This window comes from Empedobacter sp. GD03865 (genome assembly GCF_029840775.1).
Lineage (GTDB): Bacteria > Bacteroidota > Bacteroidia > Flavobacteriales > Weeksellaceae > Empedobacter > Empedobacter falsenii_B.
In genome coordinates, this window is sequence record NZ_JAOCDF010000020.1 from 20,474 (window position 1) to 35,893 (window position 15,420).

The following is a 15,420-nucleotide window of genomic DNA, read 5'->3' on the forward strand; positions in this document are numbered from 1 at the left end:
CTATCCGTGTATAGCTTCTTTATTTCCGTAAGATTGAATCAAATTTCCTTCAAAATCCAACCATTCTTTCCAACGTTTGTCAACATCAACATCAGTTGAAAGTTTTCGAGCAAAATTTAAGAAAGTTGTGTAATGATTCGCTTCCGAAACCATCAAATTATAGTAAAATTTTGCTAATTCTTCGTCGTTTATATTTTGAGATAATGTTCTGAAACGCTCACAACTTCTTGCTTCAATCATCGCAGCAAATAACAAACGATCCACAAAAGCCATATTACGGGAACCATCTTTTTTACAAAATTTCATCAACTGACCAACATAATCATCTTTGCGCTCGCGACCTAATTTGTATCCACGACGCTCGATAATTTCTACAACCATTTTGAAATGTTGCATTTCTTCGATTGCAATATCCGACATTTCCTGAATAAATTCGTCATGTTCAGAATTATATGCAATCATTGTTATCGCATTTGTCGCTGCTTTTTGTTCGCACCAGGCATGATCTGTTAAAATTTCTTCTAAATTTCTTTCCGCAATATCAGCCCAACGTGGGTCTGTTAAAAGTTTTAATCCAAGCATTTTCGAAAATTCTTAAAGTTCAAATTTACGAAATTATATTGTGTAAAATTGCACATCAAGATTCTTATCATTTATTCAGGAATCAAGTAAATTCATAAATTGAGCACTAATTTTATTAGATAATTTTTTTCTCAATCATTTCTAACATCACATCCGATGCATGTTTGAAAGTTGGTGTTTGTTCCGTCAAACTTGCAGCATTCTTTTTATTGACTTTAAAAATTAAATCTTTCTCAATTGTAAATAATAAAGCGTTTGTAAATGGATTTTTGATGTAAGAACTCAAAATTAAAAAAGTCTGTTCAACACTATGAAATTGCTCAACTTCTTCGGTTTTATAACGAAATGTGAAGGCAAAATCGTACTCATTATTTTCTAAAAGATGTAAACGAACAAATATATTTTTAAGATCAGTATCTCCAATAGTTTTGGCCATTGTAAGTTTTGCAAAAGTTCCTTCTTTGATACTTAATTTTACTTGCTCGAAAAATTCTTCAAAAACAGTTTGATAAGACATTTTATATAATTTTATCTGCAAATTTACATTAAAATAAGCCAAATTGAGTGTATAATATTTAATCTTCCAATTAAGAAACAGAAAGTGTAATTTTGTGGGATGAAAAAACTTTTAATCATTGGTCAAGTTTGGCCAGAACCAACTTCTTCTGCGGCAGGAACTCGAATGATTCAGTTAATCGATTGTTTCAAAAAAACTGAATTTGAGATAACTTTTGCGTGCGCTGCCTCAAAATCTGATTATAGTTTTGATTTGATTTCGAAAGGAATAAAAGAAGTTGAAATTCAGTTAAATGATGAAAGTTTTGATGATTTTGTAAGAGAATTAAATCCTGAAATTGTTCTTTTTGATCGTTTTATGATTGAAGAACAATATGGTTGGCGAGTTTCGAAAGAATGTCCAAATGCATTGAAAATTTTGGATACAGAAGATTTGCATTTTTTACGAAATGCGCGACAAGAAACAGCTAAAAAAGGAATAGAATTTACAGAAGATTTATTGTTTTCTGATTTAGCAAAACGAGAAATAGCTTCTATTTTACGCTGTGATTTATCGTTGATGATTTCGAAAAAGGAAATAGAAATTCTACAAAATCAATTTAAAATTGATGAAAAAATCTTGTATTATTTGCCTTTTTTAGAAAATGAAATTACAGAAGAAAAAATCAATTTTTGGAAAAATTTTGAAGAAAGAGAACATTTTATGTTTATCGGAAATTTTATTCATGAACCTAATTTTAATTGTGTTCAGACCTTAAAAAAAGAAATTTGGCCAATTTTGAGAAAGAAACTTCCGAAAGCTGAATTACATATTTATGGTGCTTATGCAATGCAAAAAGTTTTGCAATTAAATAATCCTTCCGAACGATTTTTGATCAAAAGTAGAGCAGAAAATGCGCAAGAAACGATGTCAAATTACAAAGTTTTGTTGGCGCCGATTAATTTTGGCGCTGGTGTAAAAGGAAAGTTTGTGGATGCAATGCAAACTGGAACTCCTTCGGTTACGACTACGATTGGAGCAGAAGCAATGAAAGATAATTTTGATTGGAATGGTTTTGTAGAAGATGATTTTGAAGCGTTTGTGGAGAAAGCTATTTTGCTTTACAATAATGAGAAAGAGTGGGAAATTGCTCAACAAAATGGAGTCAAAATTCTGAATGAAAATTACAATAAAACTAAATTTGAAGCTGATTTTTTAGTGAAGATTAAATCGATTGAAGAAAATTTAATTCAACATCGAAATCAAAATTTTATTGGTCAAATTTTGCAACATCATCATCATCAAAGTACAAAATATATGTCACTTTGGATTGAACAGAAAAACAAAAACCTTCCGAAATAGGAAGGTTTTTGTTGATTATTCTACTTTGAAGCTATTTACAATTTTGACAAAATCGCTTTTCATTATTTCTTGATTTTCGAAACTGCAATATTGTAAAATCTGATAGACAAATTCTTTCGTTTCGATTACAGTTTGTAGAAAATAAATATGTCCAGATTCGGGATCATTTGTTTCAAATTCAGTATAGGCATAATTGAATCCCTGTTCGTAAGCAACATAAGGTTTTTTGATATAATTAAACCCTTTTTGTGTTTTATATGGCCCGATAGAATTTAGCGTATAATCAATCATATCCAAATTAGAATCTGCCAATTTTAATTCATCTTTGTGTTCAAAAATCACAAATCCATACGAATTCGGCTTTGGAGCAAGACTTTCAAATTGAATAGTTGCATAATCATTTAACCCAACTGTACGTTGAAAATCTTTTGGAATAGTTAGCGCAAACGATTCAGCTCCATGTATTTTCTGTTGAGCAAAAGCGGTAATATATGTAAAAAGAGAGGCGATGAATAACAATTTTTTCATTGGATGAATTTAGATGACGAATATAAAAAAAGCCTTGATTATCCCAAGGCTATAACGTTATTATTTAAAATAAATTGTTTATTTCGTTGAACAAGAATTATTTCCTGATTGACAAGGAGAAGCTCCTTCTACAATTTTAACACCTTCAACTTCTTTTATTTTACCAAAACCTCCAGCAACGTCAATTAAATTTTCGTAACCGCGAGCACGTAAAATAGACGTGAAAATCATTGAACGATATCCTCCTGCACAATGTACCAAATAGGTTTCTTCTGGATCGATTAATTTCATTGATTCGTTGATGAAATCTAATGGAGCTGTAATTGCACCTTCTACGTGAGAAGTTTCATATTCACCTGGCTTACGAACGTCCAAAATTTTTAATTCAGTTTCATCAACTAACTCTACAAACTCTTCTGGAGAAACCGAAACAATTTCATCGAAATCTTTTTCAGCTTCAGCCCAAGCTTGGAAACCATTGTTCAAAAATCCGATTACATTGTCATATCCGACACGAGCCAAACGTGTTACCGCTTCCTCTTCTTCACCAATTTCTGCAATTAACAAAATTGGTTGTTTGATATCTGTGATTAATGTACCAACCCAAGGTGCAAAATTTCCTCTAATTCCAATATTGATGGAGTTTGGAATAAATCCAGCTGCAAAAGTTTGAGGATCGCGAACATCTAAAATTAACGCATTTGTATCTTCCGCAACTTGCATAAATTCGTCTGGAAATAAAGCTTTATTCGCACGTTCTTTCACTACATCCAAAGATTCAACACCCAATTTGTTCATCATTACATTTTCTGGAAAATAGAATGGAGGAGGTAATAATCCTGAAGTTAATTCTACGATAAACTCTTCTTTTGTCATGTTAGGATTCAACGCATAATTTACTTCTTTTTGATGTCCTAACGAATCAAAAGTTTCTTTACTCATGTTTTTTCCACAAGCAGAACCCGCTCCATGTGCAGGATATACGATAATATCATTAGCCAAAGGCATAATTTTGTTTCGTAAAGAATCAAATAAATAACCAGCTAATTTTTCTTGTGTTAAATCTGTATTTAATTTTTGAGCTAAATCTGGACGACCAACATCATCAATAAATAAGGTATCTCCTGTAAAAATTGCATAATCTTTACCGTTTTCATCTTTCAATAAATACGTTGTACTTTCCATCGTGTGACCTGGCGTGTACAAAGCTGTAATAGTTATATTTCCTAAAGAAAAAACTTCGCCATCAGTTGCGATATGTGCATCAAAATTTGGTTCTGCAGTTGGACCATAAATAATTGTAGCACCAGTTTTTTGAGCTAAATCTACATGTCCAGAAACGAAGTCTGCATGAAAATGCGTTTCGAAAATGTATTTGATTTTTGCATTGTCTTTTGTCGCTTGATCGATGTAAGATTGTGTTTCTCTCAACGGATCAATAATTGCAACTTCACCATTGCTTTCTATATAATAAGCACCTTGCGCAAGACATCCGGTGTAAATTTGTTCAATTTTCATAAGAATGATTTAGTGTGTAAAAATACAAATATTTAAATTTAGAATTTTCCTCTGATGGATGAATTCTGATACTTTTCTTCTATTTAAACTCAAATAAGATTGATAGTTAACTTAAAATTCATGAATGAAATCATAGGTTATTTGGCAATCTTTTTTAGATTAATAAATAATTCGGTTTTCGCTCTTGGCGGAATAGAATTGTAACAATTTTCCATGACTTTGAAATCAAAATAATCATTGAAATACGTCTGATATTCAGTTTTATTACCTCCAAAAGGAGGCGTTTCATTTCCGAATTCTCTGTTGAATAATACACCAACTAATTTTCCGTTTTCGGCTAGCAGTTTATTCATTTTGATACTATAGCTTTGACGTAATTTTGGATCTAATGCACAGAAAAAAGTTTGTTCTAAAATCAAATCAAATTCACCATTTAACTCAAAAAAATCTTGATGAAGAACTTTGATATTGGGATTATGTTTAAATTTTTCTTTGATTTTTTCGACTACAATTTCCGAAATATCAATCAATGTAATATTCGTAAAACCTTGTTCCAAAAGATATTCTGCTTCGTAAGCATTTCCACAACCTGGAATCAGAATTCTGATATTTTTATCTTCCAATTGATCGATATACTCTTTTAGTGGAGTAGAAGGAGCTTTTAAATCCCAACCAGTTTGATTTGTGATGTATTTATCGTTCCAAAAATTTTCGTTCAGTTCCATACTTTAAATTATTGAATTATAAATTCTTCGATGAACATAAAAATTGCCATTAAAATAATGAAGATTGCAAATGTTCGTTTTAGAAATTGTACTGGTAAAAATTTGTTGATGTAGGTTCCGACAAGAATTCCAACCATAGAAATTCCAATGAAAACACTCAAAAAACTCCAATCAATTTTGATGTGTAAAGCATCACCAATAAAAAATCCGATAAGTGAATTGATGGCAATAATTACCAACGAAGTTGCCGAAGCTTTTTTCATATCTAATTTTGCAACCATCATTAATGCCGGAACAATCAAAAAACCACCGCCAGCACCAACCATTCCTGTTAATCCTCCGATTAAAAATCCTTGAATTAATAAAAGAGGATTTAGCTTATCATTTTTCTGATCAATTTGTTCTTCTTTCTTACCTTTTAACATAGAAATAGCTGCGAAAACCATCAGAATAGCGAATAAACCAAACATTGCCATTCGACGTGTGACGATAAAATCGCCTATAGAAAATAAATTACTTGGTAAAGCAGGAATTAAAAATGCACGAACCAGTGTAATTCCAACAACAGCTGGTAAACCAAATTGAAAAACGACTTTCCAATCAACCATTTTTTGCGAAGCTTGCTTTATTCCTCCAATCAATCCTGTGGATCCAACGATACATAATGAATAAGCAGTAGCAATTTTTTCGTCGAAATGAAAAATATACGCTAAAATAGGAACGGCTAAAATAGATCCACCACCACCAAGAACTCCCATAATTAGTCCGATGAAGAAGGCGCCTACAAAACCAAAAAACTCTATAAAATCCATTTTTTTTCTCTCGATTTTTACAAATCTATAGCAAATACAATAACAATTACTATAGGTATATTATGAAATATTGTTGTAAATTAATACAAATGCCTACTAAATCAATAGACGTGTATTATTTTACTTTTTTTAATTATTATGCAAATTTGGTGTAACATTTTCAAAAAAACTGCTACTAATGTTACATAAGCATAATAGATAAAAAACTTAAAAACTACTAAATGAAGAAAATTTTTATGTCTATCTTATTTGCAGGATCAGCGTTATTTGGTCAGCAAATAAAATTTGATGAGTATACTCTACCAAACGGATTGCATGTTATCCTTCATCAAGATAATTCTGCTCCAGTTATTACAACAGGTGTTATGTATCACGTAGGTTCGAAAGATGAGCAAGTTGGTAAAACAGGTTTTGCGCACTTTTTTGAGCATTTATTATTCGAAGGAACAGAGAATATTAAGAGAGGAGAATGGTTCAAAATTGTTTCTTCTCATGGAGGTTCTAACAATGCGAATACAACAACGGACAGAACATATTATTACGAAACTTTTCCATCAAATAATTTAGAATTAGGATTATGGATGGAATCTGATCGTTTGCGTCAGCCAATTATTAATCAAATTGGTGTCGATACACAAAAAGAAGTTGTAAAAGAAGAAAAACGTTCTCGTTTGGACAATCAACCTTATGGTAAATTTTCGTACGGAGAAGCAGTTAATCCTCATGTTTTCAAAAAACATCCTTACCGTTGGAGTGTAATTGGTTCTTTTGAGGATTTGAGTAATGCTAAATTAGACGATTTCAAACACTTTAGTCAAACTTTTTATGTGCCAAACAATGCTGTATTAGTTGTTGCGGGTGATTTTAATAAAGACGAAGCAAAGAAATTAATTGAGAAATATTTTGGTGTAATTCCAAGAGGAAAAGATGTTGTGAAAACTGTTGTGAAGGAAGATCCAATTACATCAGAAATTCGTGCAACAGAATATGATGCAAATATTCAGATTCCTTTATTAGCGATTAATTATCGTACGCCAGACAACAAATCAAAAGATGCTTATGCATTAGAAATGTTATCAAACTATTTAACCGGTGGAAAATCATCAGTTTTATATAAAAAATATGTTGACGAGAAAAAAGAAGCATTACAAATTTTTGCTTTCAATCGTCAAATGGAAGATTACGGAATTTATTCAATCGGAATTTTACCTCAAGGAGAAGTTTCTTTGGATAAATTAGAAGGAGATTTACAACAAGATATAGAAAAAGTTCAAACAAATTTGATTTCTGAAGAGGATTACCAAAAAATCTTAAATGGAATTGAAAATAGTTTTGTGGCTTCAAAATCGGGTGTTCAAAACATTGCACATGCTTTAGCGGATGCTTATATGTTGGGCGGAGATACAAATAAAATCAACGAAGAATTGAAAATTTATCAATCTGTAACAAGAGAGGATATTCGTAATGTTGCTAAAAAGTATCTAAACAAAAACCAACGTGTAATTATTCATTATTTACCAGAATCTAAAAAAGCTGCAAAATAAAAAACAACCGAATTATGAAAACAAAAATATTATCTCTTGCAATCGCTTTTATGGCAGTTAGCTTAAATGCGCAAGTGGCGATTCCAATGCCAAAACCGGGTCCAGCACCAACGGTTAATTTAGGAAAATCGAACGAATTCAAATTAAAAAATGGTTTAACAGTTATAGTTGTTGAAAATCATAAATTACCACGAGTTTCTGCGACATTAACTATCGATAATCCACCATTTGCATTAGGTGCAAAAAAAGGAGCAGAGTCGTTGTTAAGCGAAATGTTGGGAACAGGAACAAAAACAAAATCGAAAGACGATTTCAATAAACGTATTGAGTTTTTAGGAGCTCGCGTTAATTTTTGGGAAGAAGGAGCTTCTGCAAGTTCTTTGACTAAATATTTCAACGAAATTTTTGGTTATATGGCAGATGGGGCTATGAATCCAAACTTTACTGAAAGTGAATTTGCGGATGTTAAAAAACGCTACATCGAAGGTTTAAAGTCGAATGAAAAATCTGTAGAAGCTGCAGCATCTCGCGTTTCGAATATATTAGTTTATGGAAAAAATAATCCTTTCTCAGAATTTGATACACCAGCCCAAATTGAGAAAATTACATTGCAAGATGTGAAGGATTACTACAATACCTACTACAAACCAAACAATGCTTATTTGATTGTTGTTGGAGATATCTCGACAAAAGATGTAAAAGCATTGGCGGAGAAAAACTTTAATTCTTGGCAAGCAGGAAAATTAAATATTCCAGCATTTCCAAAAGTAGAAGAGGTTACAAAAACGGAATTAAACGCGATTAATATGCCTAATGCAGTGCAATCTGTGGTTTCGGTTTCGTATCCAGTTCAGTTAACGAAGAAAGATCCAGATTATTATGCAGCGTTAATTGCGTCGTCTATTTTAGGGGGAGATTTCAATTCGAAATTGAATATGAATCTTCGTGAAGCGCATGGTTGGACATATGGTGCACGTGGGGGAGTTTCTGATTCTCGTTACATTGGACGTTTCAATACAAATGCAACTGTTCGTAACGAAGTGACGGATTCTGCAATCGTTGAGACGATGAAGGAAATCAAAGGGATGACGTTAAACAAAATTGATCAGCAAACGTTGAATGATGTAAAAGCGAAATTCTTAGGAAACTTTATTTTGACTTTAGAAAGTCCTTCTACGGTTGCTAACCAAGCTTTAACGAAAAAAACAAATCAATTATCAGATAGTTTTTATGCAGATTATATCAAAAATATAAATGCAGTAACAATTGATGATGTTTTACGTGTTTCGAAAAAATATTTCCGTCCAGATCAAGCAAAAATCAACGTAACAGGTAAATTAGAGCAAATTGCACCAGCTTTAGAAAAATTAGGTTACCCAGTTAATTACTACGATTCTTTCGGAAATAAAACAGATAAACCAACTTCTGGTGCAAAAACTACAACCGTTACTGTTGCTCAAATTACAGATAATTTTTTCAAAGCTATTGGTGGTGCGGACAAAGTGAAAGCTGTAAAATCGATTGCTCAAAAAGGAAAAATAGAGACAATGGGAATGAGTGGAGACTATGTCATAAAAAATGCAACACCTAATAAAACTGCAACTGAATTCACGATTATGGGAATGACTATTAAACAAGTTTTTGATGGTCAAAAAGGTTATATGTCTCAAGCAGGTCAAAAAATGGATTTACCAGCAGATATGACAGCTCCTTTGTTTAAGACAAATTCATTATTTACGCCTTTGTCAGAAGGGTATAAAACGGCTAAAGTAGAAGGAATCGTTTCTGAAAACGGAGTTGAATATTACAAAGTTGTTGCTGCAGATATTTCTCGTACAGATTTTTATGATGTAAAAACTGGTTTGTTAATGAAATCTGAGCAAAAAATGAAATCTCCACAAGGTGATATGATTGCAACGACAATTAACAAAGGATATAAAACGTTTGATGGAATATTAATGCCTTCTGAAATGATAACAGAAACTGGTCCACAAACGATCAAAATTATTATCGATGCAACAGAAATTAATAAAAACGTTTCTGACGCAGATTTTAAATAACAATTCTTTTAAATATTTTTCAAATTAAAAGGCAATTCGTATTTTTCGGATTGTCTTTTTTTATACCACTATGATGAATAAAACCTCTTAGCGTAAAAAATAAGGTAATTAAAGAAGAGTATCAAGAGATTATAGATCAGTGTATGCTAGAATTGCGTAGAAAAAGAGCAGAAAAACTTGAGATTAATAACTGAAAATTATTTTTAAAAATGAATAAATCTTATTTTTGAGAAAATTTTAATCAAAAAACAAAATATATAATGGCAACAATCAATTGGCAAACGGTAAAGGAGTACGAAGATATCACGTTCAAGAAATGTGATGGAGTAATGCGTATAGCGTTTAATCGTCCTGAAGTTCGCAATGCATTTCGTCCAAAAACTGTTTTCGAATTATTAGATGCTTTTCAATTAGCAGAAGAAGATCGTGAAGTTGGTGTAATTTTATTGACAGGAGAAGGTCCATCTGCAAAAGACGGGGGTTGGGCTTTTTGTTCTGGAGGTGATCAACGCGTTCGTGGTGCAAAAGGTTACGAAGGACAAGATGGTGTTGGTCGTTTGAATATTTTAGAAGTTCAGCGTTTAATTCGTTTTTCGACAAAAGTTGTTGTAGCCGTTGTAAATGGTTGGGCAGTAGGAGGAGGACATTCTTTGCACGTGGTTTGTGACATGACATTGGCTTCTAAAGAACATGCGATTTTCAAACAAACTGATGCGGATGTAGCTTCATTTGATGGTGGTTATGGTTCTGCTTATTTGGCAAAACAAGTTGGTCAAAAACGTGCTCGTGAAATCTTTTTCTTAGGTCTTAATTATTCTGCACAAGAGGCTTACGATATGGGAATGGTGAATTTAGTTGTTCCGCATGACGAGTTAGAACAAGTTGCTTTTGATTGGGCACAAGAGATTTTAACAAAATCGCCAACAGCAATTAAAATGTTGAAATATGCATTCAATTTGGTAGATGATGGTTTAGTTGGACAACAAATTTTTGCAGGTGAAACAACACGTTTTGCATATGGTACAGAAGAGGCTGTAGAAGGTCGTAATGCATTCTTAGAAAAACGTCCAAGAGATTTTTCTAAATTTAGATAAGAAAATTTTCAAAATATAAACGAAAAGCGATGTTTAACATCGCTTTTTTTATTTCTATAAAATCAATTACTTTTACTCAAAACCTAATTAATTTGTGATAATAGATTTTCCTGTATCCATTGAAATTTTTGGACATTCAGTCTTAATTCATCCTATTCTCGAATCGGTCGGAATTTTTATTGCGATGCGTTATTATGCATTTCTACGAAAACGAAACAAATCAAGTTTATCGATAACACAATCGTTTAGTATAATTATAGGCGCTTTAATTGGTGCACTTTTGGGATCTAAAATAATTGGAACATTAGAAAATCCGCAAGCTCTTTTGGATGCAAAAAATCCTTTTCTCTTTTTCTGGACAAGTAACACAATCATAGGTGGTTTAACCTTTGGTTTAATTGGTGTAGAACTCACAAAAAAGATAATTAGATACAAAGAAAGTACAGGAGATTTGATTACTTTTCCTTTGATTTTAGCGATGATAATTGGACGAATTGGTTGCTTTTTAACAGGCATTTATGAACAAACATATGGAATAGAAACAACATCTATTTTCGGAATGGATTTAGGCGATGGATTGTTACGTCATCCGGTTGCTTTGTACGAAATTGTTTACCTTATTTTGCTTTGGATAGTTTTAAAAATCGTTCAGAAAAAATATATTTATCCTTCTGGATATTTGTTTCAAATCTTTATGCTGGCTTATTTTGTGTTTCGTTTCTGTTTAGATTTTATCAAACCAATACATCCCATTTTTTTAGGATTAAGTTCTATTCAAATTACTTGTGTTGGTGTTATTTTTTATTATATCTTTAAGTTATCACAACTTAAATCTAACTAATGGAATCTTTATTTACAATTGTTTTTATTTTACTTCTTATTGGTTCTGTACTTTCTGTAGCAGGTTTTATTTTGTACTTATTTACAAAGAATAAAAATGAGATAGAAAGTGTAGAAATGTCTCTAAAACTAATGGTTTGGGGAATAGGGATTTTACTTGCTTCGGGTTCAATTTGTGGCTTAATTTTAATTGGAAACTAATATGATATATTCAGTAATATTTGCAGAAGGAGGATTTGGAAACGATTTTATTTATGTTATTATAGCAATTTTAGCAGTAATTGCACTTATTGGAGGCGCTGTTGGAACAGTAATTTCGCTAATCATAAATTCTATTTCTGGAAAAAGTAAATCTTCAAAATACTATTTAATGATTTTTGGAATGTGTGCATTGGTTACACTTATTATTTCAGGAATGGTTTGTGGATCTATGTAAACATCGTACCTTTCATTAAAACTTAAATCTACTTAAAACTTATATTATGCCGGTTAGAAATTACACGTATTACGATTATACAATTTCACTTTGTCCAGAATGTTTAAAACGTGTTGGTGCAAAAATTATTATCGAGGACGAGAATGTTTTTATGACAAAACGTTGTCCAGATCATGGTTTCTTCAAAACAAAAATAGCAACGGATGTCGATTATTATAAAAACATAAGAAATTACAATAAAGCATCAGAAATGCCTTTGCATTTTGAGACAGATGTAGAATATGGTTGTCCGTACGATTGTGGTTTGTGTGTCGATCACGAGCAACATTCGTGTTTATCAATTGTTGAGGTGACGGATCGATGCAATTTAACGTGCCCTACTTGTTACGCCATGTCATCGCCACATTACGGTTCTCATCGTAGTTTAGAGCAAATAGAAGCGATGTTTGATACCATTGTTAAAAATGAAGGCGAACCCGATGTGGTTCAAATTAGTGGCGGAGAGCCAACAATTCATCCACAATTTTTTGAGATTATGGAAATTGCAAAATCAAAACCAATTAAACATTTGATGTTGAATACAAACGGAATTAGAATTGCGAATGATCCAGGTTTTGCAGAAAAATTAGCAACTTATGCACCAGAATTTGAAGTTTATTTACAATTTGATTCATTTAAAAAAGAAGTTTTAGAAGATTTTCGAGGAAAAGATTTGACAGATGTTCGAATGAAAGCTTTAGAAAAATTGAATGAATTAAATCTTTCTACAACTTTGGTTGTTGTTCTTCAAAAAGATAAAAATACGGATGAAATTGGAAAAATCATCGATTTTGCTTTAAAACAAAAATGTGTGCGTGGCGTGACGTTTCAACCTGTCGAAATTGCGGGAAGAAATAGAGATGATTCGGCTCACGAAAAAATTACATTGACAGAAGTTCGTCAAGAAATTATTGATCAATATCCACTTTTTAATTCAGATGATATTATTCCAGTTCCATGTAATCCAGATGCTTTGGCGATGGGTTATATGCTGAAATTGAATGATGAGGTAATTCCGCTTACACGTTATATTAATCCTGCGGATTTGTTGAATAACGAATCGAAAAATACAATTGTTTACGAACAAGATGAAGAATTGAAAGTACAGTTGTTGGATATTTTTAGCACAGGAATTTCTGTGGATAAAGTACAACCAAAAATGAATCAGTTGCTTTGTTGTTTACCAGAAGTTTGCGCGCCCGAATTGGATTTAGATTACGATAATTTGTTCCGAATAATCATTATGAATTTTATGGATGCACATGATTTTGATGTTCGCGCTGTTAAAAAATCTTGCGTACATATCGTCAACAAAGATTTGAAATTAATTCCATTCGAAACAATGAATTTATTTTATCGCGACGAAAAAGCTGCTTATTTAGAAGAGTTGAGAAAAGAGGATAAAGTATTGTTTTAGTGATGATGACAAACTGCTTATTTTTTGGTGATAGTATTACCTACGGCGAATATGACGGAATTTTGGGAGGTTATGTAGAAATTTTGAAACGTTATTGTCATGCAGAATTTTATAACAACAATGCAAATGAAGTCAATTGTTTTAATCTCGGAATAGGAGGTGAGACAACAGAAGGGTTAATAAAACGATTTGAAGTTGAGACAAAAGCGCGCTTTTCTCCTGACGAAAATCTAATTTTCTTTTTTTATGGCGCAAATGATTTAGCTGAAAGAAATGATTTAGAATTGGTTTCTCTTGTTAATTTTGAATCAAATCTTTTTGAAGTAATTTCTCAAGCAAAAGAATTTACAGTTAACATTTATGTGATAAGTATTTTACCAATTTCTAAAAAAGTAGATGGAATAAAAATTCCAGATCGTAAATTTCGTACGACTCAAAAAATTGAATTATACAATCAAAAGCTAAAAGAATTAGCACTTCAAAATCAAATAGAATTTATTGATATTTTCTCACGTTTTAATTCAACTAAAGAAGAATTTCTTTCAAAAGATGGTATTCATCCAAATGAAAAAGGATATCAATTTATCGCAAATCAAATCAAACCGATTGTTGAGAAATATTTGTAAAATCTATTTTTGTTGAATTTGACTTCTGTAATAAGGAATGATATAATCTTTAAAAAATAAAAAAGTCATTGATCCAGCTATACATGTAAATGGTGCGTTTTGGCTTGTTCCAGTTGGTGAGATCTAAGAAATTAATAATCCAACTAAATATCCGCATAAAGCGTAATAACCAATTTTCAGAATTATTCTTAATGCTTTGTTTTTCATTTTATTAGTGTTTTAATGAAGATATGGTTTTTATTGATAGTAAACAAAATAATCTTTATTCATTATAAATAACTCATTTTGGTTTTGTAACTTTGTTCGCGAAAGTTTATGGTAATTTTTCAAATAAAAAATTAGTATTAACAAACGAAATTTTCTTCGGGGCAAGGCGAAATTCCTTACCGGCGGTTATAGTCCGCGACTCCTTTAACAACTGTTATTGGACTGATTTGGTGAAACTCCAAAACCGACAGTATAGTCTGGATGAGAGAAGAAAATTGAACACAACTGAAAGTCATGAGTGATAAGTGTTAAGTTCTGAGTAAAAAACTCATGACGCACAACTTTGAGCTTATTACTTAATAATGTGTTTCGCCCTGAAGTGATGTTTCATGATAAAACAAAAATCAAATGAAAACAATCACACAATTTGGCTCAACAGCCAATGAAAGAATTGCAAATGCAATAAAAGATCTACAAAACGGAAAAGGAATTTTATTAATTGATGATGAAAATCGTGAAAACGAGGGTGATATCATTTTTCCTGCTTCCACAATTACTGCGCCTGATATGGCTTTATTGATTCGTGAATGTAGCGGTATTGTTTGTCTGTGTCTTACACAAGAAAAAGCAGATGAATTGGAGCTAAATCCTATGGTCGAAAACAATAACTCACGTTTTCATACGGCATTTACAGTAACTATTGAAGCAAAAGAAGGTGTAACAACTGGTGTTTCTGCAGCCGATCGTATACAAACGATAAAAACAGCAATTAATCCAATTGCAAAACCGACTGACCTTAATCGACCTGGACATGTTTTTCCTTTAATTGCTCGTCCAAAAGGCGTTATGGAACGTCGAGGACATACAGAAGGAAGTATTGATATTGTGAAATTAGCAGGTTTAGGAAATGAAGCAGTTTTGTGCGAATTGACAAATGTTGATGGTACAATGGCGAAAGTTCCGCAAATTATAGATTTTGCCGAAAAACATGAAATGACTGTTTTGACAATTGAGGATATTTACGAATATCGTCTTCAATTAGAGGAGAAAAAACAATTAGAATTCGCTTAAATTAAACAATAAAATATATCATAAACTTTCAAAAATCTTCGGGTAGAAATACACGAAGATTTT

The 15,420-nt window shown here is 31.9% G+C and carries 16 protein-coding genes and 1 riboswitch; of the genes, 10 read left to right on the forward strand and 6 right to left on the reverse strand.

The genetic code is table 11. The annotated features are described in order from the left end of the window. Together N5D46_RS08795 and N5D46_RS08800 are read right to left on the reverse strand one after the other, a co-directional pair. Positions 1-582 (reverse strand): tRNA-(ms[2]io[6]A)-hydroxylase, encoded by a 582-nt coding sequence (locus tag N5D46_RS08795; RefSeq protein WP_280049764.1) that lies wholly within the window; start codon positions 580-582, stop codon positions 1-3. A gap of 115 nt (positions 583-697) precedes the next feature. Next, on the reverse strand, positions 698-1,099 hold the full coding sequence (locus tag N5D46_RS08800) for a hypothetical protein (RefSeq protein ID WP_125350201.1): 402 nt from the start codon (positions 1,097-1,099) through the stop codon (positions 698-700). 99 nt (positions 1,100-1,198) lie between these two features. Between N5D46_RS08800 and N5D46_RS08805 the strand changes: the two genes are divergently transcribed. Further along, entirely contained in the window at positions 1,199-2,440 is a 1,242-nt protein-coding gene (locus N5D46_RS08805) for a glycosyltransferase (RefSeq protein WP_221854751.1), read from the forward strand. A gap of 15 nt (positions 2,441-2,455) precedes the next feature. Here N5D46_RS08805 and N5D46_RS08810 read toward each other — a convergent pair whose 3' ends face one another. The 4 genes from N5D46_RS08810 to N5D46_RS08825 all read right to left on the reverse strand — a co-directional run bounded on the left by N5D46_RS08810 (position 2,456) and on the right by N5D46_RS08825 (position 6,023). Beyond that, positions 2,456-2,968 (reverse strand): hypothetical protein, encoded by a 513-nt coding sequence (locus N5D46_RS08810; protein ID WP_221854750.1) that lies wholly within the window; start codon positions 2,966-2,968, stop codon positions 2,456-2,458. Between the two features lie 78 nt (positions 2,969-3,046). Next, entirely contained in the window at positions 3,047-4,486 is a 1,440-nt protein-coding gene (locus tag N5D46_RS08815) for an MBL fold metallo-hydrolase (protein ID WP_280049766.1), read from the reverse strand. Positions 4,487-4,623: 137 nt separating this feature from the next. Next, positions 4,624-5,211 carry a methyltransferase domain-containing protein gene (locus N5D46_RS08820; RefSeq protein ID WP_280049767.1) on the reverse strand — a complete coding sequence of 196 codons (588 nt, stop codon included), beginning with the start codon at positions 5,209-5,211 and terminating at the stop codon, positions 4,624-4,626. Between the two features lie 8 nt (positions 5,212-5,219). Further along, complete coding sequence (locus N5D46_RS08825) at positions 5,220-6,023, reverse strand: sulfite exporter TauE/SafE family protein (RefSeq protein WP_115001218.1); 804 nt, start codon at positions 6,021-6,023, stop codon at positions 5,220-5,222. A 221-nt stretch (positions 6,024-6,244) separates the two neighbouring features. On the opposite strand from N5D46_RS08825, the gene N5D46_RS08830 reads away from it, so the two are divergent. The 9 genes from N5D46_RS08830 to ribB all read left to right on the forward strand — a co-directional run bounded on the left by N5D46_RS08830 (position 6,245) and on the right by ribB (position 15,357). Then, positions 6,245-7,567, forward strand: coding sequence for a pitrilysin family protein (locus tag N5D46_RS08830; protein WP_038335678.1), 1,323 nt, complete (start codon positions 6,245-6,247; stop codon positions 7,565-7,567). Between the two features lie 14 nt (positions 7,568-7,581). Further along, on the forward strand, positions 7,582-9,627 hold the full coding sequence (locus N5D46_RS08835; protein WP_280049768.1) for a pitrilysin family protein: 2,046 nt from the start codon (positions 7,582-7,584) through the stop codon (positions 9,625-9,627). Between the two features lie 260 nt (positions 9,628-9,887). Next, complete coding sequence (locus N5D46_RS08840; RefSeq protein ID WP_114999699.1) at positions 9,888-10,721, forward strand: 1,4-dihydroxy-2-naphthoyl-CoA synthase; 834 nt, start codon at positions 9,888-9,890, stop codon at positions 10,719-10,721. Between the two features lie 94 nt (positions 10,722-10,815). Then, complete coding sequence (locus N5D46_RS08845) at positions 10,816-11,562, forward strand: prolipoprotein diacylglyceryl transferase family protein (RefSeq protein WP_311394708.1); 747 nt, start codon at positions 10,816-10,818, stop codon at positions 11,560-11,562. Beyond that, entirely contained in the window at positions 11,562-11,762 is a 201-nt protein-coding gene (locus N5D46_RS08850) for a hypothetical protein (RefSeq protein ID WP_114999701.1), read from the forward strand. The genes N5D46_RS08845 and N5D46_RS08850 overlap by 1 nt, the downstream gene beginning before the upstream one ends. A gap of 1 nt (position 11,763) precedes the next feature. Then, positions 11,764-11,997: a hypothetical protein gene (locus tag N5D46_RS08855; protein ID WP_114999703.1), complete on the forward strand. Its 234-nt coding sequence runs from the start codon at positions 11,764-11,766 to the stop codon at positions 11,995-11,997. Between the two features lie 46 nt (positions 11,998-12,043). Then, the gene (locus tag N5D46_RS08860; RefSeq protein ID WP_280049769.1) at positions 12,044-13,453 is read left to right on the forward strand and encodes a radical SAM protein; all 1,410 of its coding nucleotides are present in this window, start codon (positions 12,044-12,046) and stop codon (positions 13,451-13,453) included. A gap of 2 nt (positions 13,454-13,455) precedes the next feature. Beyond that, on the forward strand, positions 13,456-14,079 hold the full coding sequence (locus tag N5D46_RS08865; protein WP_280049770.1) for an SGNH/GDSL hydrolase family protein: 624 nt from the start codon (positions 13,456-13,458) through the stop codon (positions 14,077-14,079). Positions 14,080-14,434: 355 nt separating this feature from the next. Then, positions 14,435-14,563, forward strand: a riboswitch (FMN riboswitch). 131 nt (positions 14,564-14,694) lie between these two features. Next, positions 14,695-15,357, forward strand: a complete 663-nt coding sequence (gene ribB, locus N5D46_RS08870; RefSeq protein WP_114999705.1) for a 3,4-dihydroxy-2-butanone-4-phosphate synthase — start codon at positions 14,695-14,697, stop codon at positions 15,355-15,357. Positions 15,358-15,420 lie beyond the last annotated feature (63 nt).

Bases quoted from the DNA above. Each gene is read 5' to 3' on its own strand.
- N5D46_RS08840 (WP_114999699.1), top strand. From the start codon at position 9,888: ATGGCAACAATCAATTGGCAAACGGTAAAGGAGTACGAAGATATCACG.
- N5D46_RS08805 (WP_221854751.1), top strand. From the start codon at position 1,199: ATGAAAAAACTTTTAATCATTGGTCAAGTTTGGCCAGAACCAACTTCT.
- N5D46_RS08795 (WP_280049764.1), bottom strand. From the start codon at position 582: ATGCTTGGATTAAAACTTTTAACAGACCCACGTTGGGCTGATATTGCG.
- N5D46_RS08865 (WP_280049770.1), top strand. From the start codon at position 13,456: ATGATGACAAACTGCTTATTTTTTGGTGATAGTATTACCTACGGCGAA.
- N5D46_RS08860 (WP_280049769.1), top strand. From the start codon at position 12,044: ATGCCGGTTAGAAATTACACGTATTACGATTATACAATTTCACTTTGT.
- N5D46_RS08815 (WP_280049766.1), bottom strand. From the start codon at position 4,486: ATGAAAATTGAACAAATTTACACCGGATGTCTTGCGCAAGGTGCTTAT.
- N5D46_RS08820 (WP_280049767.1), bottom strand. From the start codon at position 5,211: ATGGAACTGAACGAAAATTTTTGGAACGATAAATACATCACAAATCAA.
- ribB (WP_114999705.1), top strand. From the start codon at position 14,695: ATGAAAACAATCACACAATTTGGCTCAACAGCCAATGAAAGAATTGCA.
- N5D46_RS08830 (WP_038335678.1), top strand. From the start codon at position 6,245: ATGAAGAAAATTTTTATGTCTATCTTATTTGCAGGATCAGCGTTATTT.
- N5D46_RS08825 (WP_115001218.1), bottom strand. From the start codon at position 6,023: ATGGATTTTATAGAGTTTTTTGGTTTTGTAGGCGCCTTCTTCATCGGA.
- N5D46_RS08810 (WP_221854750.1), bottom strand. From the start codon at position 2,968: ATGAAAAAATTGTTATTCATCGCCTCTCTTTTTACATATATTACCGCT.
- N5D46_RS08800 (WP_125350201.1), bottom strand. From the start codon at position 1,099: ATGTCTTATCAAACTGTTTTTGAAGAATTTTTCGAGCAAGTAAAATTA.
- N5D46_RS08850 (WP_114999701.1), top strand. From the start codon at position 11,562: ATGGAATCTTTATTTACAATTGTTTTTATTTTACTTCTTATTGGTTCT.
- N5D46_RS08855 (WP_114999703.1), top strand. From the start codon at position 11,764: ATGATATATTCAGTAATATTTGCAGAAGGAGGATTTGGAAACGATTTT.
- N5D46_RS08835 (WP_280049768.1), top strand. From the start codon at position 7,582: ATGAAAACAAAAATATTATCTCTTGCAATCGCTTTTATGGCAGTTAGC.